The 23,482-nt window shown below is 44.6% G+C and carries 14 protein-coding genes and 1 riboswitch; of the genes, 6 read left to right on the forward strand and 8 right to left on the reverse strand.

The window, feature by feature from the left end; genetic code table 11:
- Positions 1 to 21 precede the first annotated feature (21 nt).
- A complete protein-coding gene (locus HXT37_RS04875) occupies positions 22 to 1,734 on the reverse strand; it encodes an NAD+ synthase (protein ID WP_004108689.1) in 1,713 nt (570 codons plus the stop codon).
- Positions 1,735 to 1,955: 221 nt separating this feature from the next.
- On the opposite strand from HXT37_RS04875, the gene HXT37_RS04880 reads away from it, so the two are divergent.
- The 4 genes from HXT37_RS04880 to thiC all read left to right on the forward strand — a co-directional run bounded on the left by HXT37_RS04880 (position 1,956) and on the right by thiC (position 7,351).
- Entirely contained in the window at positions 1,956 to 2,789 is an 834-nt protein-coding gene (locus HXT37_RS04880) for a MetQ/NlpA family ABC transporter substrate-binding protein (protein ID WP_004106340.1), read from the forward strand.
- Positions 2,790 to 2,994: 205 nt separating this feature from the next.
- Positions 2,995 to 3,843: a methionine ABC transporter ATP-binding protein gene (locus HXT37_RS04885; protein WP_004108686.1), complete on the forward strand. Its 849-nt coding sequence runs from the start codon at positions 2,995 to 2,997 to the stop codon at positions 3,841 to 3,843.
- Between the two features lie 2 nt (positions 3,844 to 3,845).
- Positions 3,846 to 4,526, forward strand: a complete 681-nt coding sequence (locus tag HXT37_RS04890; RefSeq protein ID WP_004108684.1) for a methionine ABC transporter permease — start codon at positions 3,846 to 3,848, stop codon at positions 4,524 to 4,526.
- 64 nt (positions 4,527 to 4,590) lie between these two features.
- A riboswitch (TPP riboswitch) is annotated at positions 4,591 to 4,696 on the forward strand.
- A complete protein-coding gene (thiC, locus tag HXT37_RS04895) occupies positions 4,694 to 7,351 on the forward strand; it encodes a phosphomethylpyrimidine synthase ThiC (RefSeq protein WP_012914246.1) in 2,658 nt (885 codons plus the stop codon). (Overlaps the previous riboswitch by 3 nt.)
- A gap of 330 nt (positions 7,352 to 7,681) precedes the next feature.
- Here thiC and HXT37_RS04900 read toward each other — a convergent pair whose 3' ends face one another.
- From HXT37_RS04900 to hrcA, 7 genes are all read right to left on the reverse strand, one after another.
- On the reverse strand, positions 7,682 to 8,218 hold the full coding sequence (locus tag HXT37_RS04900; protein ID WP_421779348.1) for a peptidylprolyl isomerase: 537 nt from the start codon (positions 8,216 to 8,218) through the stop codon (positions 7,682 to 7,684).
- A gap of 235 nt (positions 8,219 to 8,453) precedes the next feature.
- Entirely contained in the window at positions 8,454 to 14,225 is a 5,772-nt protein-coding gene (locus HXT37_RS04905; RefSeq protein ID WP_421779350.1) for a GA module, read from the reverse strand.
- A 463-nt stretch (positions 14,226 to 14,688) separates the two neighbouring features.
- Positions 14,689 to 15,519, reverse strand: coding sequence for an inositol monophosphatase family protein (locus HXT37_RS04910; RefSeq protein WP_004108666.1), 831 nt, complete (start codon positions 15,517 to 15,519; stop codon positions 14,689 to 14,691).
- A 226-nt stretch (positions 15,520 to 15,745) separates the two neighbouring features.
- Positions 15,746 to 16,399: a phosphoserine phosphatase SerB gene (gene serB / locus HXT37_RS04915; protein ID WP_082915496.1), complete on the reverse strand. Its 654-nt coding sequence runs from the start codon at positions 16,397 to 16,399 to the stop codon at positions 15,746 to 15,748.
- A 25-nt stretch (positions 16,400 to 16,424) separates the two neighbouring features.
- Positions 16,425 to 17,408, reverse strand: a complete 984-nt coding sequence (gene fmt, locus HXT37_RS04920) for a methionyl-tRNA formyltransferase (RefSeq protein WP_012914250.1) — start codon at positions 17,406 to 17,408, stop codon at positions 16,425 to 16,427.
- Positions 17,409 to 17,454: 46 nt separating this feature from the next.
- The gene (gene dnaJ / locus HXT37_RS04925; RefSeq protein WP_004108655.1) at positions 17,455 to 18,606 is read right to left on the reverse strand and encodes a molecular chaperone DnaJ; all 1,152 of its coding nucleotides are present in this window, start codon (positions 18,604 to 18,606) and stop codon (positions 17,455 to 17,457) included.
- A 90-nt stretch (positions 18,607 to 18,696) separates the two neighbouring features.
- Positions 18,697 to 19,713, reverse strand: a complete 1,017-nt coding sequence (hrcA, locus tag HXT37_RS04930; RefSeq protein WP_165845982.1) for a heat-inducible transcriptional repressor HrcA — start codon at positions 19,711 to 19,713, stop codon at positions 18,697 to 18,699.
- Positions 19,714 to 19,932: 219 nt separating this feature from the next.
- On the opposite strand from hrcA, the gene tkt reads away from it, so the two are divergent.
- Together tkt and tal are read left to right on the forward strand one after the other, a co-directional pair.
- Positions 19,933 to 22,032, forward strand: a complete 2,100-nt coding sequence (gene tkt, locus HXT37_RS04935; RefSeq protein ID WP_410311117.1) for a transketolase — start codon at positions 19,933 to 19,935, stop codon at positions 22,030 to 22,032.
- 220 nt (positions 22,033 to 22,252) lie between these two features.
- Positions 22,253 to 23,356, forward strand: a complete 1,104-nt coding sequence (tal, locus tag HXT37_RS04940; protein WP_116994688.1) for a transaldolase — start codon at positions 22,253 to 22,255, stop codon at positions 23,354 to 23,356.
- Positions 23,357 to 23,482: the final 126 nt, after the last annotated feature.

The raw sequence follows: 23,482 nt of genomic DNA on the forward strand, positions 1-23,482 counted from the left end.
ATCTAGTGAAATATATCACATTTATTCACGAAAAGCTGTGGTAACAGGCATTCTGCGATCCCTGCCAAAAGCAATAGCACTTACTTTTGGTCCAAGCGGATACTGCCTGCGCTTCCATTCTGCGCGATCAACTAAACGCATAACCGTGTCAACAGTATGCTCGTCAAAACCATCTTCAAGCAAATCCGCTCTACCATGAGCAAGCTCAATATGAGCCTCTAAAACACGATCAAGCAAATCGTACTCAGGTAAAGAATCAGAATCCTTTTGCCCTGGACGCAACTCTGCACTCGGAGGCTTAATAATAGAATTAACCGGAATAAGCACACCATCTTGCGGAGCTTTCGCTTTCGTAACTTCTGTTTGCTCAGAATCCTCATATCCAACAATTGGCAGCATACCAATGCCTACTCCAGCATTCGCAGCGCGATTCCTCCAACGAGAAAGTGCCCAAACGCGCGTCTTAAACAAATCCTTAATAGGAGCATACCCTCCTACCGCATCGCCATAGATAGTAGAATATCCGCAAGCAAGCTCCGATTTATTACCAGTTGCGAGCGCCAAAACACCGCGCGAATTCGAGTAAGCCATTACGATTACGCCACGAACGCGAGCTTGCAAGTTTTCTGCTGCAACACCTTCTAATGAAAGTTGCGATTGGAAAGCTTTAAAAAGCGGTTCAATTGGTTGCACATCATAGTGAGCGCCAATTCGCTCTGCTAAATCGCGCGCATCGTCTTTAGAACCGTCCGAAGAGTACATGCTTGGCATAGAAATGCCATACACATTTGCTCCACCGCAAGCATCGGCAGCCATAGTAGCTACTAAAGCAGAATCAATTCCTCCAGAAAGTCCTAAGCACACACCCTTAAAACCATTCTTACGCATGTAATCTCTAAGACCTACAACACACGCACAATACACTTCTTCGTCTGCGTCAAGTTTTGGAGCAATGCTTGAAACTTTCTGCTTTTTCAGCGAGTTATCAAAATCAACAAACGACAAATCTTCATCAAACATTGCCGAGCGTTCAAGTAAAGTTCCGTCAGCATCAACAACAAAACTTCCACCGTCAAAAACCAAATCATCTTGGCCGCCGACTTGGTTCACATATACGACTGGCGCATTGACTTCAACAGCGCGCTTTTGAGCCAAACTCAAGCGCACATGAGTTTTACCTTCCTCATATGGAGAACCGTTCATAGTTATTAGCGCATCGATACCAAGTTTTGCCAAACGCGCAACAGGACCGCCGTCTTGCCAAATATCTTCGCAAATAGCAAAACCTAGACGCATTCCATCTACTTCCAGCAGCTCACACTTATTGCCAGAAGAGAAAATACGAAACTCGTCAAAAACACCATAATTTGGCAAGAAATGCTTGTCGTATTGCAACACAGATTTACCTTCATGCAATACGAGAAGCCTGTTTCGAGGCTTTCCAGCAGACTCGTCAAAGCCAACAGTTCCAACTACTACGTAAAGCTCCCCCAAGCCTTCTTCCGCAAGTTTTGTTGCAAGCAAGTCTGCAGCTTTTTGTGCAGTTGTGCGGAACGTGGCACGCAAGGCGAGGTCTTCAATAGGATACCCAGTCAAAGTCATCTCAGGAAACACAACCATGCGAGCACCCGACTGCTTTGCGCGCGCAGCATACTTCAAAACTTTTTCAACGTTGCTATCAATGTTCCCAACGCAGGTATCTATCTGCGCTAACGCCAATCGCAAAAAACTCATACATTACAGTCTAGTAGATAGCTTCATTGCAAGTAAGCGACGTGTTGAAAAACTTATTTTTTCTCTTTCCACACTGCAAGTATGCGAATTATTAACACGTCATAAATAATACTAATAAGCAAAGTGTAGAATTATTGATTTTTCTCGCCTATATTGATAATTCGTTACTCGCGAAGGGGATTTAACTTTAAACAAATTTCACCGAACAAGGAGCAGGAAATATGCGAAAAATTAAAGTTATTGCATCAATTACAGCACTGGCAGCATTAGCGACTTTCACTTTAAGTGGCTGCGGTAGCTCAAAAGCAGGCGCAAAGGATGACAAGACCATTACTGTTGCAGCTTCACCTACCCCGCATTCTGAAATCTTAAATAAAGTTGTAAAGCCAATCTTGCAAAAAGAAGGCTACAAGCTAGTAGTAAAGGAATTTACTGACTACGTGCAGCCAAATACAGCTACTGAAGAAGGCGAAGTTGACGCAAACTACTATCAGCATTTGCCTTATCTTGACAACTTTAATAAGGAAAAGGGAACTCACCTTGTTTCAGTAGGTGGAATTCATTTTGAACCATTTGGATTGTATCCAGGAAAAACCAAGACGATTAAAGCATTAGCAAACGGAGCAACTGTTGCAGTTCCAAATGATCCTACTAATGAGGCTCGCGCATTGCTTCTTTTGCAAGATGCCGGATTGATTAAGTTGAAGAATCCAAAGGATATTAACGCTACTACAAAAGATATTACTGAGAATCCTAAGAATTTGAAGTTTAAAGAACTTGAAGCGGCAACAGTTCCTACTGCCATTAAGGATGTGGATCTTGCTGCCATGAACGGCAATTACGCTATTCAAGCTGGTTTTAACCCAACTAAAGACCCACTTACTTCAGAAAAAGTTGGAGGCATTGCGGCTAAAACTTATGAAAATATTATTGTAGTAAAGAAGGGCTCTGAAAAGTTTGCAAAAATCAAAGCCTTACTCAAAGCTTTGAAGACAAGCGAAGTGCGCGACTATATTACTAAAACTTACAAAGGCGCTGTGCTCCCTGTTTTCTAAAAAATACTCACAATGTAGCCACCTAATGCCGCATGTGTATGCTTCGTGTATGCTTTGCGGCATTATTTTATAAGCGTGTAATATACGTAATGTGCGTGCTAGTTAATAATCTAGTTAATGACGCTAGTTAGTAACTCTAGTTAGTAACTCTAGTTAGTAACGAAGTATATTTCACACAGAAAGCAATAATCTGTTAAGGAAAAGCATGATTCAGATCGAACATCTTCACAAAAGCTACGGCAAAGGTAGCAAAGCGAACGAAGCATTACACGACATTAATCTGACTATTGAATCGGGAGAAGTATTCGGAATCCTTGGTTCTTCTGGTGCAGGAAAGTCTTCGCTAGTTCGTTGCATGAATCTGCTTGAGCGACCAACTTCCGGCAAAATTATTATTGACGGAAATGATATTAGCGAAGTAAAAGATAAAGAACTTGCAAAAGTACGCACTAATATTGGCATGATTTTCCAGAATTTTAGCCTTTTCCAGCAGCGTACAGTATTGCGAAACGTCACTTTCCCATTAGAGCTGAATCACACTGCAAAAAAGGAACGAGAAGAACGCGCAAACTACTTACTTGACTTAGTTGGTTTACAAGATTTTGCAAACCGCTACCCTAGCCAGCTTTCAGGCGGACAGCAGCAGCGCGTAGCAATTGCACGAGCATTGGCGAATAATCCGTCGATTATGCTTTGCGACGAAGCAACAAGCGCACTTGACTCCACAACTACTGCGCAAATCCTTGATTTATTGAGCCGAATTAACCGCGAACTCAACGTAACGCTTGTTATTATTACGCATTCGCTGGCTGTAGCACGAAATATTTGCGACCGAGTTGCAATGATTGATGGCGGACGCATTGTGGAATTAGGTGACACTGATACGCTTTTTGCAAATCCACAAAGCGATATTTTGCGAACTCTTATTGCAGATGAAAAACAGGAAAATCATCGCGCTAAAATTACAAGCACGATTGCAAGCGAGCTTAACAATAAGCCAGAAAACGCACAAACAGACGAACAAACAAACGCGCTTACCAACGAGGTGAAATAACAATGTTAGAAGCTGCTACACAATTTTTTAACGACTACGGCAACTTACTTATTGAAGGCGTGCAAGACACACTCGTAATGACATCAGTTGCAACACTTTTTGCATACCTTATTGGACTTCCAGTTGGCGTACTTCTCATTACATCAAACAAAAAAGGCATTTGCCCCAACGCGCCAATTAACGCAGTTCTAGGCTGGATTGTTAACATCGTGCGTTCTGTGCCGTTTATTATTTTATTAGTTGCAATAATTCCTTTCACTCGTCTCATAGTTGGCACTTCTTTGGGAGTTCCTGGGGCTATTGTGCCTCTGGTGATTACGGCTGCACCATTCGTTGCTAGAGTAGTTGAACAATCTTTAGCCGAAGTTGACGGAAGCTTAATTGAAGCAGCACAAAGCTTTGGAGCAAGCAAATTGCAAATTGTTTGCAAAGTGTTGCTGTGGGAAGCTTTACCTTCGCTAATTCGCGGAGCTGCGCTTACATTTATTACGCTTTTTGGATTCTCCGCAATGGCTGGAACAGTTGGCGCAGGCGGACTCGGAGATATTGCAATACGATACGGATACCAGCGTTATCAATACGATGTGATGACAGTTGCTGTTATCCTTTGTATTATTCTCGTGCAGATTGTGCAAAGCTTGGGAGATTTTATTTCACGCGCAATCAATCATCACGAACGCTAAAGAAATTCGCAACATACCCACCACCAATTAAATGCACATAATCGTGTAAACTTGCTGGTAATTCGACATTTTGCAGGGGTGCTTTCGAAAGAAGGCTGAGATGGTATTAGTTTGCCTAACCCTTCGAACCTGTTAGTTAATACAACGTAGGGAGCAACGATTTTAGTATGACATCGAATTATCCGTACGCATCAATGCGTAATCAATTTAATCTAAGCGCCTGCTTTATTGCAGACCCACAAGCTTGTAATAATCGTCCGCTTACCGATATTGTCGATGATGCTTTGCGCGCTGGAGCGACTTTTATTCGTCTTCATTGCAACAATGAAAACGCTAAAGAAATCACTACTATTGCACGCGATATTGCACAAATCATCGAAGACAATAACAAATGCGATTCTGTAACTTTTGTTATCGACGAGCGTGTTGATGTCGTTTGGCAAGCTCGCAATCAAAGCATCAAAGTTGACGGAGTGCATTTAGCACAAAGCGACATGGAGCCTAGAGAGGCTCGCGCTCTTCTTGGCGAAGATGCTGTAATCGGCTTATCTGTTGAAACCGAAAGCTTAGTTAAAGTAATAAACGAACTTCCAGATGGATGCATTGATTACATTTGCGTAACAGCAATGCGCAATCCTGAAGAAGGATGCGAAAGCACTACTGCCGCTTACGAATTGGAAGCAAATCACACAACGCTGGACGAAGCGAAAATTAATACGATTTGTTCCGCAAGTGATTTTCCAGTTCTAGTTGGCGGAAGAACTGCACTCGACGATATCGATACAATCGCTCACACCAAGGCTGCAGGATGGTTCGTTTCTGAAGCATTGTATTCTTCAGAAACACCAGAATCAACTATGCGTGAATTTGTTGAACATTGGAAAGCTGTGCGAGGTGAAGAAAAGCACGGCTACGCTAAGCGAGTGATAGTTGCAGAAAATTCTGAATCAAAATCTTCAGAAACTCAAGAAAAGAAGCCAACTTTTATTAATGCGAAAGAAGCAAAGGATGCTGCGAAATTAGCTAAACAACAGCGAGTTGACATTGCAGCTCGCGGATGCACTCAGCGCGATAAAGCTCATATTCGCAAAACAACTCCAATTCATTTTGAGTATGAATATGGTTCTTATGATTTGGAAGTTCCTTATACGGAAATTAAGCTTTCGGATACTCCTGGCGTAGGTCCTAACCCGCCTTTTAAGGATTACAATACAGAAGGTCCAAAGTGCGATCCGAAGGAAGGTTTGGCTCCGCTTCGCCTTGACTGGATTCGCGACCGCGGTGACGTTGTGGAATATGAGGGTCGCAGGCGCAATCTTCAAGACGACGGCAAGCGCGCAATTAAGCGAGGCAAAGCTTCTAAAGAATGGCGTGGACGCACGCATAAGCCAATGAAGGGCGCGGATCATCCGATTACACAAATGTGGTACGCTCGCCACGGAATCACTACTCCGGAAATGCAATATGTTGCAACGCGCGAAAATTGCGATGTAGAGCTGGTTCGCGAAGAAGTTGCAGCCGGACGTGCTGTAATTCCTTGCAATATTAACCATCCTGAAGCTGAACCTATGATTATTGGCTCGCGCTTCTTGACTAAGCTCAACGCAAACATGGGTAATTCTGCTGTTACGTCATCTATCGACGAAGAAGTAGAAAAGCTTACGTGGGCCACGAAGTGGGGTGCGGATACCGTTATGGATCTTTCCACCGGTAACGATATTCACACAACGCGCGAATGGATTTTGCGCAACTCCCCTGTGCCAATTGGAACAGTGCCAATGTATCAGGCTTTGGAAAAGGTTGAGGATGATGCTTCTAAGCTCAGCTGGGAGCTTTTCCGCGACACTGTTATTGAGCAGTGCGAGCAGGGCGTTGACTACATGACTATTCACGCTGGCGTGCTTCTTCGCTACGTGCCGCTTACTGCAAACCGCGTAACCGGTATTGTTTCTCGTGGTGGCTCAATTATGGCTGAATGGTGCTTGCAACATCATCAAGAGAGCTTCTTGTATACGCACTTTGAAGAATTATGCGAGATTTTCGCAAAGTACGATGTTGCATTCTCTTTGGGTGATGGTTTGCGTCCAGGTAGCTTGGCTGATGCTAACGATGCGGCTCAGCTTTCCGAGCTTATGACGCTTGGCGAGCTTACGAAGATCGCTTGGAAGCATGACGTACAGGTGATGATTGAAGGTCCTGGTCACGTGCCATTCGACACTGTGCGTATGAATATTGAGATGGAAAAGGCAATTTGCCAGAATGCTCCATTCTATACGCTTGGTCCTTTGACTACGGATACCGCACCTGGCTATGACCACATTACTTCCGCAATTGGTGGCGTGGAGATTGCGCGATACGGCACCGCAATGCTTTGCTATGTGACTCCTAAGGAACATTTGGGGTTGCCTAACAAGGATGACGTGAAGCAAGGCGTGATTGCGTATAAGATCGCTTGCCACGCAGCTGATCTTGCTAAGCATCATCCACATGCTATGGATCGCGACAACGCAATCAGTAAGGCTCGCTTTGAGTTCCGCTGGTTGGATCAGTTCAACTTAAGCTATGATCCAGATACCGCAATCGCCTTCCACGACGAAACACTTCCTGCAGAACCGGCAAAAATGGCGCACTTCTGCTCGATGTGCGGACCAAAGTTCTGCTCGATGGCTATTTCGCAAAATATTCGTAAGCGTTTTGGCGGAGCAGCTCAGCAGGAGCAGCTCGTTGAAGAAGCACGCAGTCAGGCAATTGCCGATGGTATGAAAGAGATGAGCAAAAAGTTCCAAGAATCCGGCTCATCGTTGTATCAAAGCGTGAAAGCATAAAATGATGAGGTACGGAAGTGCGGAAGCAAAAACTGAATTGCAAGTGCTTCAATAACAATACTTACAACGAATAATAATAGAAGAAGGTTGATATGAACCAAAGCGAGTTTTATAGTGAGCTATTATGCTTGCTATAAGACTCGCTTTCTTTATATCCGCATTTAAATTCTATTAATACAACCTTTCCGTTGCATGCGTTGTAAAGTTTCTGCCGCCTTACAGCAAAAATCCGACATTTTCTGTACACAAGCGTATAGAAAATGTCGGATTAGCAATTAAGAACTTTAGTACTAAAGAATATTAAAGAGTATTAAATCAAATAACGTTTAATCACAAAACTTCAATAGAAATAATACCTACAAGCTCAAGAGGAGCATCAGATCGATCCGTTGCGACAGCCTCGAGCTTATCGACAACCGCCTTCGATTCATCGTCAGCAACTTCGCCGAAAATTGTATGGTGGTCATCAAGCCATGGAGTTGGCACAGTTGTAATGAAGAACTGCGAACCGTTAGTGCCATGCAAACGACCGTCACGACCGCGACGCTTTCCAGCATTTGCCATAGCGAGCAAATAAGGCTTATCGAACTTCAAGGATGCGTCAATTTCATCGTCAAACTCGTATCCAGGACCGCCAGTTCCATTGCCGAGTGGGCAGCCACCCTGAATCATGAAATCCTTAATGATGCGGTGGAAAGTTAAACCATCGTAGAATGGCTCATGCGAAGGTTTTCCACTGAATGAGTCAAGCCACTCGCGCTCACCAGTAGCTAAGCCAACAAAATTTTTGACGGTTTCAGGCGCTTTACTGTCAAACAAATTGATTTTTATATCGCCTTCAGAAGTATACATAATAACTGTAGTCATGTGGTAATTCTCCCATATTTTCACGACTGTTTCAATTCGTGTTAGATAAAAATATTCGCATACAAAAATGCCTCACTTTGCGTAGTAAAGAAAGACGCAAAGTGAGACACTTTTACATTAACTTCATTATGCTGATTAACTCAATACTCAGCAAACTTACTGAATACAATTAAGCAAACATTAAGCAGTTCTAAAACTAGCTGATCTGCAATAACCAGACCAGCTAGCAAATATTTTACTTACTACTGTGACGAGAAGTACCACGACGCTTAGTTGAGAAAAGCGCAGCACCAGCAGCACTAAGAGTTGCAGCAAACAAGCCAAACACAGACACGTCACTACCAGTCTTACTAAGCTGAGCAACACTACCACTCTTCAACACCTGAGCGCGCACAGAAGCACGAACCTCAGCCGCATGAGCCTTAGCAGACGCCAAAGCCTTACGAGCAGCAGAAAGCTTCTTAGCCGCAGCATCAACCTGAGCCTGAGTTGCGTTAGGATCAGCAGCAACCTTCTTAGCCTCAGCCAAAGCAGCATCCAAAGCCGCCTGAGCCTTAGAAACTTTAGTATCCGCCTGCTTCACAGCAGGATTATTCTCAACAGCAGCGTTCACAGCAGCAGAACTTGCGCCATTAGCATTATTAGCGTTAGCGTTGGCAGCATTGGTGTTAGCAGCGTTACCTGCATTACCCGAGTTTACGCCAGCACCAGCGTTATCATTACCAGCATTTCCAGGCTGTGAATCAGACTCAGCACCCTGAATCTGAACATTCAACTCACCCTTATCCACAGTAGTAGGCGCATTATCATTCACACCATAACCAGCTTCAGAACCAGAACCAGGAGTTGGTTTCTTACCGTCAAGAGCCTCTTCAGCTGTCTTAAGCTTTGCAAGAGCATCATCAACAAGCTTCTGCTTTTCAGCTTGAGTCTTAGTTGTTACATCTTCCTCGCCTGCAGCAGCCTTCTTCGTACCAGTTAGCTTATCGATAAGATCCTTAGCATCTTGAAGAGCCTTATCAAACGCAGTCTTCTTTTCCGTCGTAGTAGAATACGTATACCTATCTGAGTTCTTAACGTTGCTATCCTTATCAATCTCATCTTGCAACGGCTTGGTATCAACACCATCAAGCGCCTTACGCGCATTTTCAAGCTTCTGAAGTGCGTCGTCTACCGCTTGTTGATCTTTAGCCTCTTGCTCGGGAGTGCGCGGAGTAGAGTCTAGATTCTTATCGTTTTCGTTATCTTCTTTAGCTTTCTTCAATGCCGCTTCCGCGTCAGAGAGTGCCTTGTCAAATGCTTCTTTCTTCTCCTTAGAAGCGGTCGTGTACAGAGGATCGCCAGGTGTAGCCGGCTTAGTGGAATCGTTAGGATCAGCTGGCGTTGGCTTAAGCTTAGAATCGTTATCTACTTCAGCCTGAAGTAAATCAGTGCTTACGCCCGCACCCTTAACTTTGTCATCAATCGCCTGCATTGCCTTAAGAAGATCCTTATACAGCTCATTAACCTGATCCGCATCCTTAGGATCGCCATTAGCTTTGTCTAGCACGGCTCCAGCAGCAGTAGCAGCATCGTCAAACGCTTTCTTTTGCTCATTGCCTTCTTGCAGACCCTTATACTTGTCGCCCTTAGCGAACTTATCAGCGATCTCTTTCAGCTTTTCAAGACGAGCCATGGCAGTATCGGTTGCAGTAGCATTGGCAAGCGCGTCGTCGATGTCGTCAGAAGTTGTACCGTCAGCGTTCTTGTGATCAGAAGCATCAGTATCTTCAATAATCTTCTTGAAAGCTTCCTTCTGCGCATTGTTCAAATGATCAAGCGCAGCAATCTGCTTCTTAGCATCCTCTATCTTCTTAGCCTTCAAAGCGCGATTAGCAATAGCAGTTGGGTCGCCAATCTTCTTTGCATCATTGATGTCATCAATAGCCTTCTGCTTTTCAGCATCTGGAAGATCACTATCTTGAATGCGTTTCTTCTGATCTTCCTTTTCTTTATTAAGTACAGACTGATCATCGTATGTGTTCTGAGAAATATCGCGCTTGCCCTTAGCATCTTCGATTGCCTTGTTTGCGTCATCAAACGAAGTTTTCACGCCATCAACAGCATCCTTGATTTCAGAAGGCTTTGTTGCACTGTTAACAGTGTTCTTGGCATCATCGATTGCCTTAGTGGCAGCTTCATACTTATCTTTAGCTTTTGCTTTCTGCTCATCATTCAACGCCTTGTATGCTGCATCAAGTTCTGCCTTCTTAGCATCAAGCTTGGCAATACCAGCATTCTTAGCATTCTGCTCGTTAATCGCATTCTGGCGCTTGGCTGCGTCAAGATCATTCTTAATCTCTTCTGCAGTAGCAGCAGGATCCTTCTTTGCAAGAGCATCTTCCAAAGCAGTGAGTGCTGCATCCTTCTTGCTTGGATCAGAACCAATTAACTCCTTAAGAGCCTTATCGTCCTCGCTACTAGAATTGCCGTGGCTTAGGAACGGAAGCGCGCCAGCACTAACATCCTTGTGCGCTTCATTAAGATTATTAGCTTCATCTAAAATCTGCTGAACTTCTTCAGGAGTCTTAGCACCAGGCTTGGTAGCATCCCCACTCTTTCCATTCAGCTTTTCCTTGAGCTTATCCTTTTCATCTTGAGTCAGATTGCCAAGACCATCAATTGCATCAGAAGCTTTCTTTTTCTTATCCTGTAGCTCTTGCTTCTTCTGGTCCTCCTGCTTTTTATCTTCCTCTTTTTTCTGCTCTTTTTCCTTATTTTCTTTGTCTTTCTTTTCTTTTTCCTTTAACTGTTCAGGAGTTACATTATTCTTGCCAGCCTGCTCGTTGGCCTTCTTAAGAATATTCTGAATATCATCAGCACCTTTAGCATTATCAATCTCATTCTTATACTGGGTTTTTTGCTCCTCAGTAAGCTTTGGATTGCGGTCGATAAGCTTCTTCGCATCATCCTTCATCTGCTGGAGTTGCTTATCATCAGGCTTTGGAGTTGGCTTGGTTTCCTCCTTACTATAGGTAATAGGAACAGTGAAGAGCTGCTTGCCATTCTGATCCTTAAAGACGATTGACTTATAGTCTTTCGCCCCACTGGTTTCGCTGGAAGTAACTGACTTGATATTATCGTCAGCAATCTCCATGTAAATAGTGTCAGACTTTGGCTTAAGATCAGAAGCAGATGGAAGGTAAGGAATATTCATGCTTTCCGTTTTTATTTGGAAGTTATTCTGCCCATCATAGTTAGCGTCAAAGAATGCCTTAACAGCCTTCTTGAAATCTTCTTCAGTAGGCTTATTCGGATCTTTAACCTTAATTGCAGCAGGTTCGTTATACTTGCGCTCAGCTTTCTTGGCATCAGTAAGCTTGCGAATAAGGTCGCGAAGAGCCTTTTCATCCATACCATTGATGGCGTTATCCAACTTATCTGCATCGGTGATTCCAGCGCGCTTCAAGTCGTCATTGGTAAGCCCATCATCTTGACGCTGCTTCAGCAAAGCTTTTGCTTGCTCTTTGAGCTTATCAATTGTATTATCCTGAGATGGTTGAGTATTTCCCTTTTTAACATACAAATCTTTGGCTTGGATGGTAAACAGAGTCCCTTCCATGTCAGCAGCCCAATCGCCTGCACTACCATCATCTTCCATCCACTGGTGACCATGAACTGTAATAGCGTAACCGTTAGTATTATCTATACTAAATGAAGTCATTGGTCCATCATTCTTACCAGATGCACCGTAAGGACCCATATTCTCAGTACCGGCTTTTGGAGTCCAAGTTGTTTTAACAGCAACATCGCTCGTAACAGCTTGCAAATCAGAATCAGATACATTATCGTAATTGTCTTTTACAAACTGCTTTAAAGCCTTTACAGCCTCTTGAACAGTTGGTGTATCGCCTTCAGTCTCCGTCTTTGTAACATTATACTTAAAGGTAATTTTCTGATTATCTGGATCGTTATATGTCTTAGTTTCCGTAGAAGGCGTCTGAGACGTTTGCGTATTTGCTGTCTGCTTGAAGAACACGCTCATGGGATAAGTAGCGTCTTTATAGCCATCCGCCTTAAACGTAATGTAACCTTTACCGTCTTTCACGCTATACGAAACATCAGTAATAGTTACATCTGAATTATCTTTAGAATCCTTACCCTTAACCTTCATTAAGGCTTTTTTATTTGCATCAAGAGCTTGGCTGTTAGTTGTTAAATCTGCTTCTTTCATATTGAATGGATCAAATTTAACTCTTGTTTGGGTTGCAGGCGCTTCAACGATGAACTCTTTTTCAGCAGCAGGAGTTGGAGCAGGCGGCTTTGGAGTTGGATTTTCCTCAGCAGCCTTTTGCTTTAAGAATTGCCAGGAAGGAATCTCTGTTGTTGAACCGTCTGCCCAAGTGATGATGGCGTTCTTGAAGTCTTTATCGAAGCTTACAGGAGTTTTGCCATCCTTCTTGGCTGCATTATAAACATCCAAGTCAGCGTTTGCTGCGTCGAAGGCATCGGTTACTTTCTTTTGTTCATCTGCATCTAATTTTGCAGGATCTTTAACCTCAATCGCGTCCGGCACAACATACGGCGCCCAATCGGAGATTTTTGGCCCTTGGAACACAAGCTCAGACGCAGGAATCGTAGCCTTTGAGCCATCTTCGTAAGTCACAACAAGGTTCTTGCCGTCTTTATCGAAAGCAATAGCATTATCCTTGGCAAGATGCTTGCTAAATTCGCTGCTATCAGGGTTCGCCTTCTTGAACGCATCAATAACAGCCTTTTTATCATCATCACTTAACGAATCAGGCTTTACAACAGGTATGCGATCTGGCATAACTGGCTTATATCTGTCGCTGTCGGATTCATCTTGTGCAACAAGAAGGCTTGCAGGAATCGTGCGAGTCGTCTTGTCTTTGAAAGTGATAGTTGCAGAGCCATCCTTATTTACCACAACACCATTATCAGCAACTAATTCCTTGAAGTACTTGGTGTTTTCATTCGCTTTTTCAATTTTTTCTTTAATAGCCTTTTGCTCGGCTTCACTCAAATCGTTAGTCTTCTTAACCTTTGTAACCTCTGGATACGCAAGCGTCAAATGATCCGCAATCTTTGGCGTATTGTGCTTTTGACCTACTGCATAATGCCAATTACCTGCAAAACGGTAAACGCCAGCGGCAAAACGAAGCGGATTGATGTCACGCTCTTTCCATGCATTGTCTTCCATCTCGGAAACGTAAGTCATGTCATACCAACGCTGACCAGCAGACTCCCAGTCTACGAAAATACCCTTAAGGCCTTGAGTTTGCTTTTGGTATTCTTCCCATTGTTGTGCGGTATTGCCCGCATTATCGTAGCCTTTATTGTCTTTGGTACCCAAGCCCATAAGCTGTTTCCAGCCTTTGCTGGCAAGAATATTTTCGTCACTAAAATAATAATTAGAAATATTAGTCCATTCCTTAGGACTATTAAAATGTTTGTCAGAAACAACGCCATAACCGTTTGCGTCGGTTGTAATATATTGCGAAGAACCAGCAGGTTTAACCTGCTCCTTGCCATTTTTTGTTAACTTTTCAATACGCTTAAATTGAATATCTTGAGGATCTTTCAAACCAGCAGGAACACCAAACCACCACATTGGACGGAATCGCCAATCGTCAGCTGTAGCATTGTTGTGGCAATTAGAAAGATAATGAACGCGAACAAATTTACCAAGAGGGTCTATGCCTTCAGTACCGCCAGCTTTGGCGTGCTCAAAGGTATCGTAATATTCAACGTCAATGTTGAAATGAGCCTCGGCATATTTTGCATCAGTTTTGAAACCGTAATAAACATTGTTGCCAGTGCCGTCTACATAACCGTCAGCATAGGCAGGCGAGGAAACGAATACCCCCCCCCCGAGCACCATAGCACCTGCGAGCATAGCTGCGCACACGCTCTTAGAAAGTGGCGCGTAAATAACGCTGTTACTCGACTTTTGCATAGACTTTTGCAAATCGGCAAGATGCTTCGCACTCATAATCTTCTTCGTCATTATTCCTCACTTCAATAATGTGTATTCTTTATGTTTCTGCTTATGCATAACTTGTAATATGCAATAATGCAGCAGCCAAACAAATTAGCATTCGCCTCTTTGTTTCATACCAATTTGCTATTTACACAACGCTTCATACTCTCTTAATACGTTTCAAGCATGCATAAAAATGTGCAAACTGACATTCGTACAAGTTATATGGTACTCAACTATTCATACATTGCAAACCTTTTCATGCAATAATTTGTGTAGCGTAAATCACATAATTCGCAAATCACGCATGAATACGTATAAATTACATGTTAAGACGTCATAATATTTATGAAAAAAAAATTACGATACGCCGCAAGATAATTGAATGCTTACGCAAGGCTACGAGTTACTTGCGTAATGTTATTGACTGCTTACGTAAGACTATTAACTACTTACGCAAGAATATTAGTTACTTACGCAAGAATATTGCTTATTTAAGATACGGCTTTAACTCGTTAATAAGCAAACCGTTAGAAGCAACTACGTCATTTTCGCGTCGCCAATGAATAGGGTTTCCATCCCACTGGCAAACCTGACCCTGCGCTTCTAGCACAACCACGGCACCAGCAGAAACAGCTGGAATATCCCAATGATGCAAGTGAGGCTCAAAATAAGCGTCATAAGTGCCATCTGCCACCTTGCACAAGTCGAGCGACGCAGGTCCAATACGCTTAATATCCGCAGGGCAGCCCTCTTCAACAGAAGCGACTACGTCAAGCGCGCGCTTAGATTCACCAGGTATATAAGACATTCCATAACAAACCACAGATCCTTGCAAAGTAGAAGTTGTGGAAGGCGTAATCTTCTCACGCTTCTCTCCTTGCGGAGTTCTACGAATACGAATAGCACCCTGACCCTTTGCAGCCAAATAAGTCAATCCCAACGCAGGAGCGTGCACAACGCCAAGAACCGGACGAGCGGAGCCTTCATCGTTAAACTCAAAAAGCGAAACCGTAAGAGTCCACTCAGCCATATCGCGATTAAAATTAATAGCACCGTCAACGTTTCCAACGCACCAAAAACGTTCTCCTGGATTGCACTGCTCCGGCTTAGTTTGCCAAAAACCTTGGAAAGGATTCACATAAGTCAAACGATTTTGAATAAAACGCACGAGCTTATCGCCAAAACCAGATTCAGATTTATTAGGATCACCCAACGCAATCGACGTCATATCTTGAGGGCTTAATTGATCCTGATACGCATGTTTACCAACATCTTCCAAAATACGCGCAACTTCAAGCGCAACTTCTCGTAAATTCAACTTACACTCCCTACCCTAAATGCATAAATTCCCGTATTTATGCACACTCTCTCTCCCATAAATTAACTTTATTTTACTCAACAATAGAAAGATTCACCAACACATTTAAGCTCTGCGGTTAAAAGATACAGAACTTTCACAAAAAATTTAATCATTAATCTTTAATCATCATTCGCAATTTTACATTGCCTACGTACATTACTCAACTTTTACTTTTAAAAACGTATTAATTCGCATTCAAAAAACGTAAGACAGCGCTTAAATCGCGAGTAAGAATGCAGTAAGGAGTAGCCGCTTGAACTGTTGGTTTTGCGCAAAAAGCTACGCCTAATCCAGCGAATTTAATCATTGAAATATCGTTCGCTCCATCCCCCACTACAACAGTTTGTTCGCGATCAATTCCAAGATTAGTTGCCCAAGTTCTAAGCGCTTCAACTTTTGCATTAGCATTAACAATATTTCCAAGTACGTTGCCAGTAAGCTTGCCGTCAATAGACTCTAAATGGTGAGCCGCCCAAAAATCAATATTCAAACTCGGCAAAAATTCGTCCAAAATCTCATGAAAACCGCCAGAAACTGCGCCAACTTTCCATCCGTGCGCATGAAGCGTGTCAATTAAAACATTCGCGCCTTTAGTTACATGAATTTTAGAAATAATACGCTTTTTGCACTCGTCAATATTCAAATCGCGAAGCATACTCACGCGCGAACGCAAGGAAGTATCGAAAGTAATTTCGCCACGCATTGCTCGCGCTGTAATCGCAGAAAGCTCATCGCCGCATCCAGCTTCTGCACCGAGCAAATCGATAACTTCTTCCTCAATAAGCGTTGCATCAACATCCATAACCAAAAGCCCTGGTTTAGACAAAGTTGGCAACATCGAAGAAAAGTTCATAATCATAATTTTATGCGCAGTAAGCTGCTGCCGAAAGCCTAGCTCCGCGCGCCCAGTCTGCCGCTTTCATAGCTTTCTTTCCCTGCGCTTTTACTTCCAAAAGTTCAAGTACGCCGCTTAAAGTACCAACCCAAACTTGCTTCTTGCCAGCAAGCAATTTTCCAGGATCAAGCTTCATCAATTCCTCACCATGCGGATCGTTAGCATCTGCCGGAACTGCACGTAAAACATGCAAAGTAATCGGATCCGCATTATGTTCATCGTCCGCATGAAGCTCGCACCACGCGCCCGGATTTGGCGTACAAGCGCGAATTTGACGATCGACTGCAAAAGCTGGCACATGAAAATCAATATGAGCATCTTCAACAGTGATTTTTTGCGCAACTTCTTGAGGAGTTTGATCTTGCTCAACCGGCACAATTTCACCAGTTTCCATGCCACGAAGAGATGCTGCAAGAAGCGGCGCGCCGTCGTTTGCAAGTCGTGCAAGAAGATCGCCAGAATTTTCGTGAGACTCAATTTTTGTAGTAAACTGCGCCAAAATAGGCCCACAATCCATGCCGCGCGTAATGCGAAAAACCGTAGCACCTGTAATATCATCCCCAGCCCAAATTGCGCGCTGCACAGGAGCTGCACCTCGCCATTGCGGAAGAAGCGAAAAATGAAGATTATACCAGCCGAGCGGCAACGCGTCTAAAACATTCTGTCGCAAAATCTTGCCGTATGCTACAACTGCTGCAGCTTTTGCACCGGTTGCCGCAAGCTGTTCAAGAAACACATCTTCATTTTTAGGATCCGACTCAAGCACTGGCAAGCCGAGCTCAAGAGCAGCCTGTTTCACAGGGCTTGGCACAAGCTTTCTACCGCGACCAGTCGGAGCGTCCGGTCGCGTAAGAACAGCGCGAACATCAAAATGCTCACTATCTTTAGTTAACTCGCGAAGAGACGGAACCGCAACTTCCGGAGTTCCAGCAAACAATATTGGTAATGCCATATTTCCCCACTATTTTAAATTAAAGCAGTAAATTAAATCCGTAAAATCAGCCGGCAAAAGCTTCCTTTAATTTACTAAAGAAACCTTTACGCTCACTCGACTGCTCACTTAACGAATGCTGCTGCACTTGCTTCATAGAACTATCATGCAATTTAGCAAATTTTTCAATCAAAGCACGCTCTTCATCATTCAACTTAGAAGGCGTTTGCACTAGCACATGAACCACGATATTTCCGCGATCTTTAGAACGAAGCTTCGTCACACCAAGATTTGGCAAAGTAATAGTGTCTTCATTTTGGCAGCCTGCAGGAATCGTTATTTTCTGAGCACCATCAAAAGTGTCGATTTCAAGACTACGACCAAGAACAGCCCAGCTCATAGGAACTGTAATCCAACAATGCAAATCATCCTCGTTACGAGTAAATTGCTTATCTGCACGAATATGAATATCAACGTACAAATCGCCGGCAGGACCGCCGCACTCACCAACGCTTCCTTGGGAAGCTAAGCGCAAACGACTACCGTCACGAATTCCAGCCGGCACGTTCACTCCAACTTCACGAATTGAACGCACACGACCATGACCGTGGCAGTTTTGGCAAATATTCTTAATAATCGTGCCATGACCTTCGCAATGCTCACAAGGCATCGAAGACATCATTTGACCGAGCATAGTGCGCACAACTTTTTGGCAGAAGCCAGAACCGTGACACACAGAGCACTGTTCTGGAGCGGAATTGTCGGCAGAACCGGAACCAGAGCAATCCTTGCAAACGCCAAAAGTAGTTAACCGTACGCTAACATTTCCGCCAAAAATAGCGGTTTTCAAATCAATACGAGCCTCAGCTAACGCATCATCGCCAGGCTGCACACGCGAAATTGGTCCTTGCGAATTACCGAAAGAACCGCCAAAGAACTGGCTGAAAATGTCGCCCATGCCCATATCTGCAAAACCAGCACCTGAAGCTCCGGCACTTCCTGCAGAAGGATCGTTAGGATCAACACCCATGTCTACCATTCGACGCTTTTCAGGATTAGAAAGCACGTCGTAGGCAGCATTTACTTCCTTAAACTTTTCTTCAAACTCAGCGCCTGCAATATCAGGATGATATTTGCGGCTCATCTTGCGATAGGCTTTGCGAATTTCGTCGTCGCTAGCATTGTGATCAACGCCTAGAACTTTGTAGTAATCAGTCAATTAATTCCCCTTTTACCTTTTTCTAAAATCATTCTTGCATAAGGCACAGCCAGACATAAGCCGAATAACCAGCCATAAACCAGCCACGTTTTATGAATTTTCGGATATAAACGAATTAAGGTAGCGCGCAACAGCCTTAACAGCAGTCATCGTTGCAGCATAATCCATATGCGTAGGACCAATTGATCCAATAAACGCAGAGTCAGAATCAGCATTGTATCCGTAAGTGCTTGTTACAACAGAAGCGTTAAGCAAACCAGGAGTGTGCGTTTCCGAGCCGATTGCAACACTAACACCACTTGCACAATCGCTTGCTTCCTCACTTAACGAAGTCATCAGTCGCATAATAACAGCCTGTTCTTCGAGTGCGTCAAAAAGTGAAGCAAAATCAACAATACTTTGTCTATGCGCAAGTTGAGAAGCTCCAGCCATATATAAGTCGTGAGTATGCTCACCGTCATGCATATCTTCTAAAGCGTTAGCAAGTTGACTAATAATTTGCAAAGCTGACGCTAAATCCTTGCGATTTGCGAGCGCATAAACGCGTTGTGAAGCAGATGAAAGAGATAGCCCAATGCAGCACTCATTAACCATATTAGTTAGATGCAATAAGTCATTTGAATTTATAGTAGTTGCTTGAATCATGTGCTGAGCTACGCCTCCAGTATCTGTAATCACAACAACCAAAAGCGTAGAAGACGATACTTGAACAATCTCAATTCTTTTTACTTTTGACTTAGACAATGCTGGAGATGCTACGAGAGCGACTTGACCCGTAATACTTGCAAGAAGACGCGCGGAACGTTGCAAAGTATCTTGCAAACTAACAGATCCGCTTAAAAAGTTACGTATAGCGCGACGCTGCGGTTCAGAAAGCGGAATAACAGAAGCCAAACCGTCAACAAAGTAGCGATAGCCTTTTTCAGTAGGAATACGACCTGCAGAAGTGTGCGGTTGAACAAGGTATCCCTCCTCTTCCAAAGCCGACATATCGTTACGAATAGTAGCTGAACTCACACCAAGCTGATGATGCTTTGCAAGAGCCGCAGAACCAACAGGCTCTTGAGAACGAATATAATCCTCAACAACTGCGCGCAAAATCATCATGCGTCGTGACTGCATTACCACTCCTTACAAACACTCTAAATACTATATTCCTATAGTAGTCTATTTCTTAGCACGCAACAGAACATAAAAGCAAACTTTTGACACACTTTGTAACATATTCGTCGCGCGCGAAAGATAGGATTGAAGGGCAATGAGAGGGTAAAAAGCCAGCGTAAGCTGTGCTTAAAAACCCGGATTATTGGAAGGAAAGTAGATCACATGACCGATTTCAACTGGTCTGCATTAGACGAGCGCGCCGTAAAAATGGCGAAGGTTCTCTCGGCTGATGCTGTTGAGCGAGCAGGACACGGACATCCTGGCTCCCCTGTTTCATTAGCACCGATTGCGTACACATTGTACCAGCATTTCATTAAGCACGATCCAGCTGACCCAAAGTGGGCTGGCCGCGATCGTTTTATTCTTTCTGGCGGTCACGCTTCGCTTACGCAATACGTGCAGTTGTTCTTCTCTGGATACGGCTTGACTCTTGACGATCTCAAGTATTTCCGTGGCGGTGCAGACACGCGTACTCCAGGTCACCCAGAATACGGCTTGACTCCAGGCATCGAAATGACTACTGGCCCACTCGGTCAGGGTCTTGCTTCTGCTGTTGGTTTCGCTTACGGCCAGCGCTTTGAGCGCGGTCTTCTTGATCCAGAAGCTCCAGCAGGCACTTCCCCATTCGATCACAAGGTTTGGGTTATCTGCGGCGAAGGCGACGTTGAGGAAGGCGTTTCTTCTGAAGCTGCTTCCTTGGCTGGAAACCAGAAGCTTGGCAATTTGACTGTAATCTTCGATGCAAACCACATTCAGATTGAAGGTGACACTAAGCTCACCTTCTCTGAGGATATTCTTGCTCGTTACCGTGCATACGGTTGGTACACCGATGAAGTTAGCTTCATCCAGCCAGACGGCTCCTACAAGGAAGACGTTCAGGCTTTGGCTGCAGCTATTGAAAAGGCTCAGGAAGTTACCGATAAGCCTCACTTCATTAAGGTTAATACTTTGATTGCTTGGCCAACCCCAGGCAAGACCAACAACGAAGCTTCCCACGGCTCCAAGCTTGGCGAGGAAGCTGTGAAGGGCTTGAAGGAACTTTGCGGTTTCGACCCAGAAGTTTCGTTCCCAATCGACGAAGAAGCTTTGGCTCACGCTCGCAAGGTTGCAGAGCGCGGCTTGGCTGCTCACAAGGCTTGGGACGAAGCTCTTGCAAAATGGGCTGCTGCCAACCCAGATAAGGCTGCTCTTTACGAGCGTCTTAAGGCTGGCAAGCTTCCAGAAGGCTTCGACAAGGCTATTGACGACTTGGTTGCTGGCTTCGAAGTTGGATCTAAGGTTGCTACTCGTAAGGCTTCCGGCGCAGTTCTTAACGCAATTGCTGCTGTTATGCCAGAACTTTGGGGTGGTTCCGCTGATTTGGGCGGCTCCAACAACACCAACATTAAGGGTGCTGACTCCTTCGGCCCATCCGAGGATGCAACTCGCACTTGGCCAAACGTTTCCGAGTACGGTCGTCAGCTTCACTTCGGTGTGCGTGAGTTCGCAATGGGTGCTATTACCAACGGTATTTTGCTTGGTTCTGACACTCGCCCATTCAACGGCACCTTCTTCCAGTTCTCTGACTACGAGCGCCCAGCAGTTCGCTTGGCTGCTTTGATGGAGATTCCAAACCTCTACGTTTGGACCCACGATTCCGTAGCTTTGGGCGAAGATGGTCCAACTCACCAGCCAATCGAACACTTGGCTGCTTTCCGCGCTATTCCTCAGCTTGAGGTTGTGCGCCCTGCAGATGAGTATGAGACTGCTGAAGCTTACCGCTACTTCTTCGAGAAGAAGAACAGCTACCCAACCGCTATGATTTTGACTCGTCAGGGTGTTCCAACCCTTGCCGAGACTGCTGAAAAGGCTCGCGAAGGCGTAAAGCACGGCGCTTACGTTTTGGTTGATTGCGAAGGCACTCCAGACGTAATCCTCATGGCAACCGGTTCTGAAGTTCAGTGGGCTGTTGCTGCTGCCAAGACTTTGGCTGCAGAAGGCGTTAAGGCTCGCGTTCTTTCTATGCCATCTCTCGAATGGTTCGAAGAGCAGGACGAAGAGTACAAGGAAGCAATCCTTCCAAAGTCCGTCAAGGCTCGTGTTTCCATCGAAGCTGGCTTGGCATTGCCTTGGTACAAGTATCTTGGCGATTGCGGCAAGGCTGTTTCTATCGAACAGTACGGCTTGCAGGGTGACGGCGGTCAGAACATGATCGACTTGGGCATTACTGCTGAGCACGTAGTAGAAGCTGCTAAGGCTTCTATCGAAGAAGCTCGCGCCTAAGATAGCAAGGCAAAAGCAAGTAAGCAAAATAAAGCTTGATGTATCAAAATAAAATTGGTATGTCACAAAACTAGAAGTGCTAATTTAGCTACTTCACAGGAAACAGCGATGGCGTGTTGATGCCGAGCTACCGTTGGTTCTGCATCAACCGCTGTTTCTTGTAAAAACGCCAAAATACCGACGTGCCCCAATTGGTGGAGCACAGTGTTAAGGAGATAACATGACTGAAGCAACGCAGCGCACCAGCGATTCCGGCGTTTCTATTTGGTTGGACGATTTGTCCCGTACCCGCATTGAGTCCGGTTCTTTGCAGGATTTGATTGCTAATAAGAATGTTGTTGGCGTTACCACCAACCCATCCATCTTCCAGAAGGCTTTGAGCCAGGTTGGCCCATACGATGCACAGCTTAAGGAACTCGGCAAGGTCGACGTTGAAACCGCTATCCGCGAGTTGACCACCACCGACGTTCGTAACGCAACCGATATCTTCCGCGAGATCGCTGAAAAGACCGACTTCGTTGACGGCCGCGTCTCCATCGAAGTTGACCCACGCTTGGCTCACGATACTGCTAACACTGAGAAGCAGGCTGAAGAGCTTTGGGCAAAGGTTGATCGTCCAAACGTTATGATTAAGATTCCAGCAACTTTGGAAGGTCTTCCAGCTATCACCGCTACCCTTGCTAAGGGTATTTCTGTGAACGTAACCTTGATCTTCTCCCTCGAGCGCTACGAGCAGGTTATCGACGCCTTCATCGAAGGTATCGCTCAGGCTGCCGCTAACGGCCACGACTTGAAGCACATTGGTTCCGTAGCTTCCTTCTTCGTCTCCCGCGTTGATACCGCTGTTGACAAGCTCCTCGAAGCTAACGGTTCTGAAGAAGCTAAGGCTCTTGAAGGCAAGGCTGCTGTTGCTAATGCTCGCTTGGCTTACGAACTCTTCGAGAAGAAGTTCGCAGCTGATCCACGTTGGGCTGAGCTTGAAGCCAAGGGTGCTAAGAAGCAGCGTCCACTTTGGGCTTCTACTGGCACCAAGAACGCAGCTTACTCCGATTGCAAGTATGTTGACGAGTTGGTTGCTGAGCATGTTGTTAACACCATGCCAGAAAAGACTTTGAACGCTCTTGCTGATCACGGCAACGGCGCTGCTTCCGTTAAGGGCACTTACGAAGAGAGCCACGCTGTTATGAACAAGCTCGCTGAGCTTGGCATCAGCATCAAGGACGTTACCGACAAGCTTGAGGCTGACGGTGTTGCCGCCTTCATCAAGTCTTGGGATTCCGTGATTGCTGACGTGCAGTCCGGCATCGATCGCGTAAACGCCTGATTTTGCTAATCATCTGATAGCGAAACTGCTAATCAGCGAAACTGCTAAATAACATAAACCGCACATGTTCGTGGATTAATTCACACATGTGCGGTTTTTGTTTTACGTTTTTATCAATCGTAATAA

Source organism: Gardnerella sp. DNF01151, from assembly GCF_049244235.1.
GTDB classification, from domain to species: Bacteria; Actinomycetota; Actinomycetes; order Actinomycetales; family Bifidobacteriaceae; genus Bifidobacterium; species Bifidobacterium swidsinskii.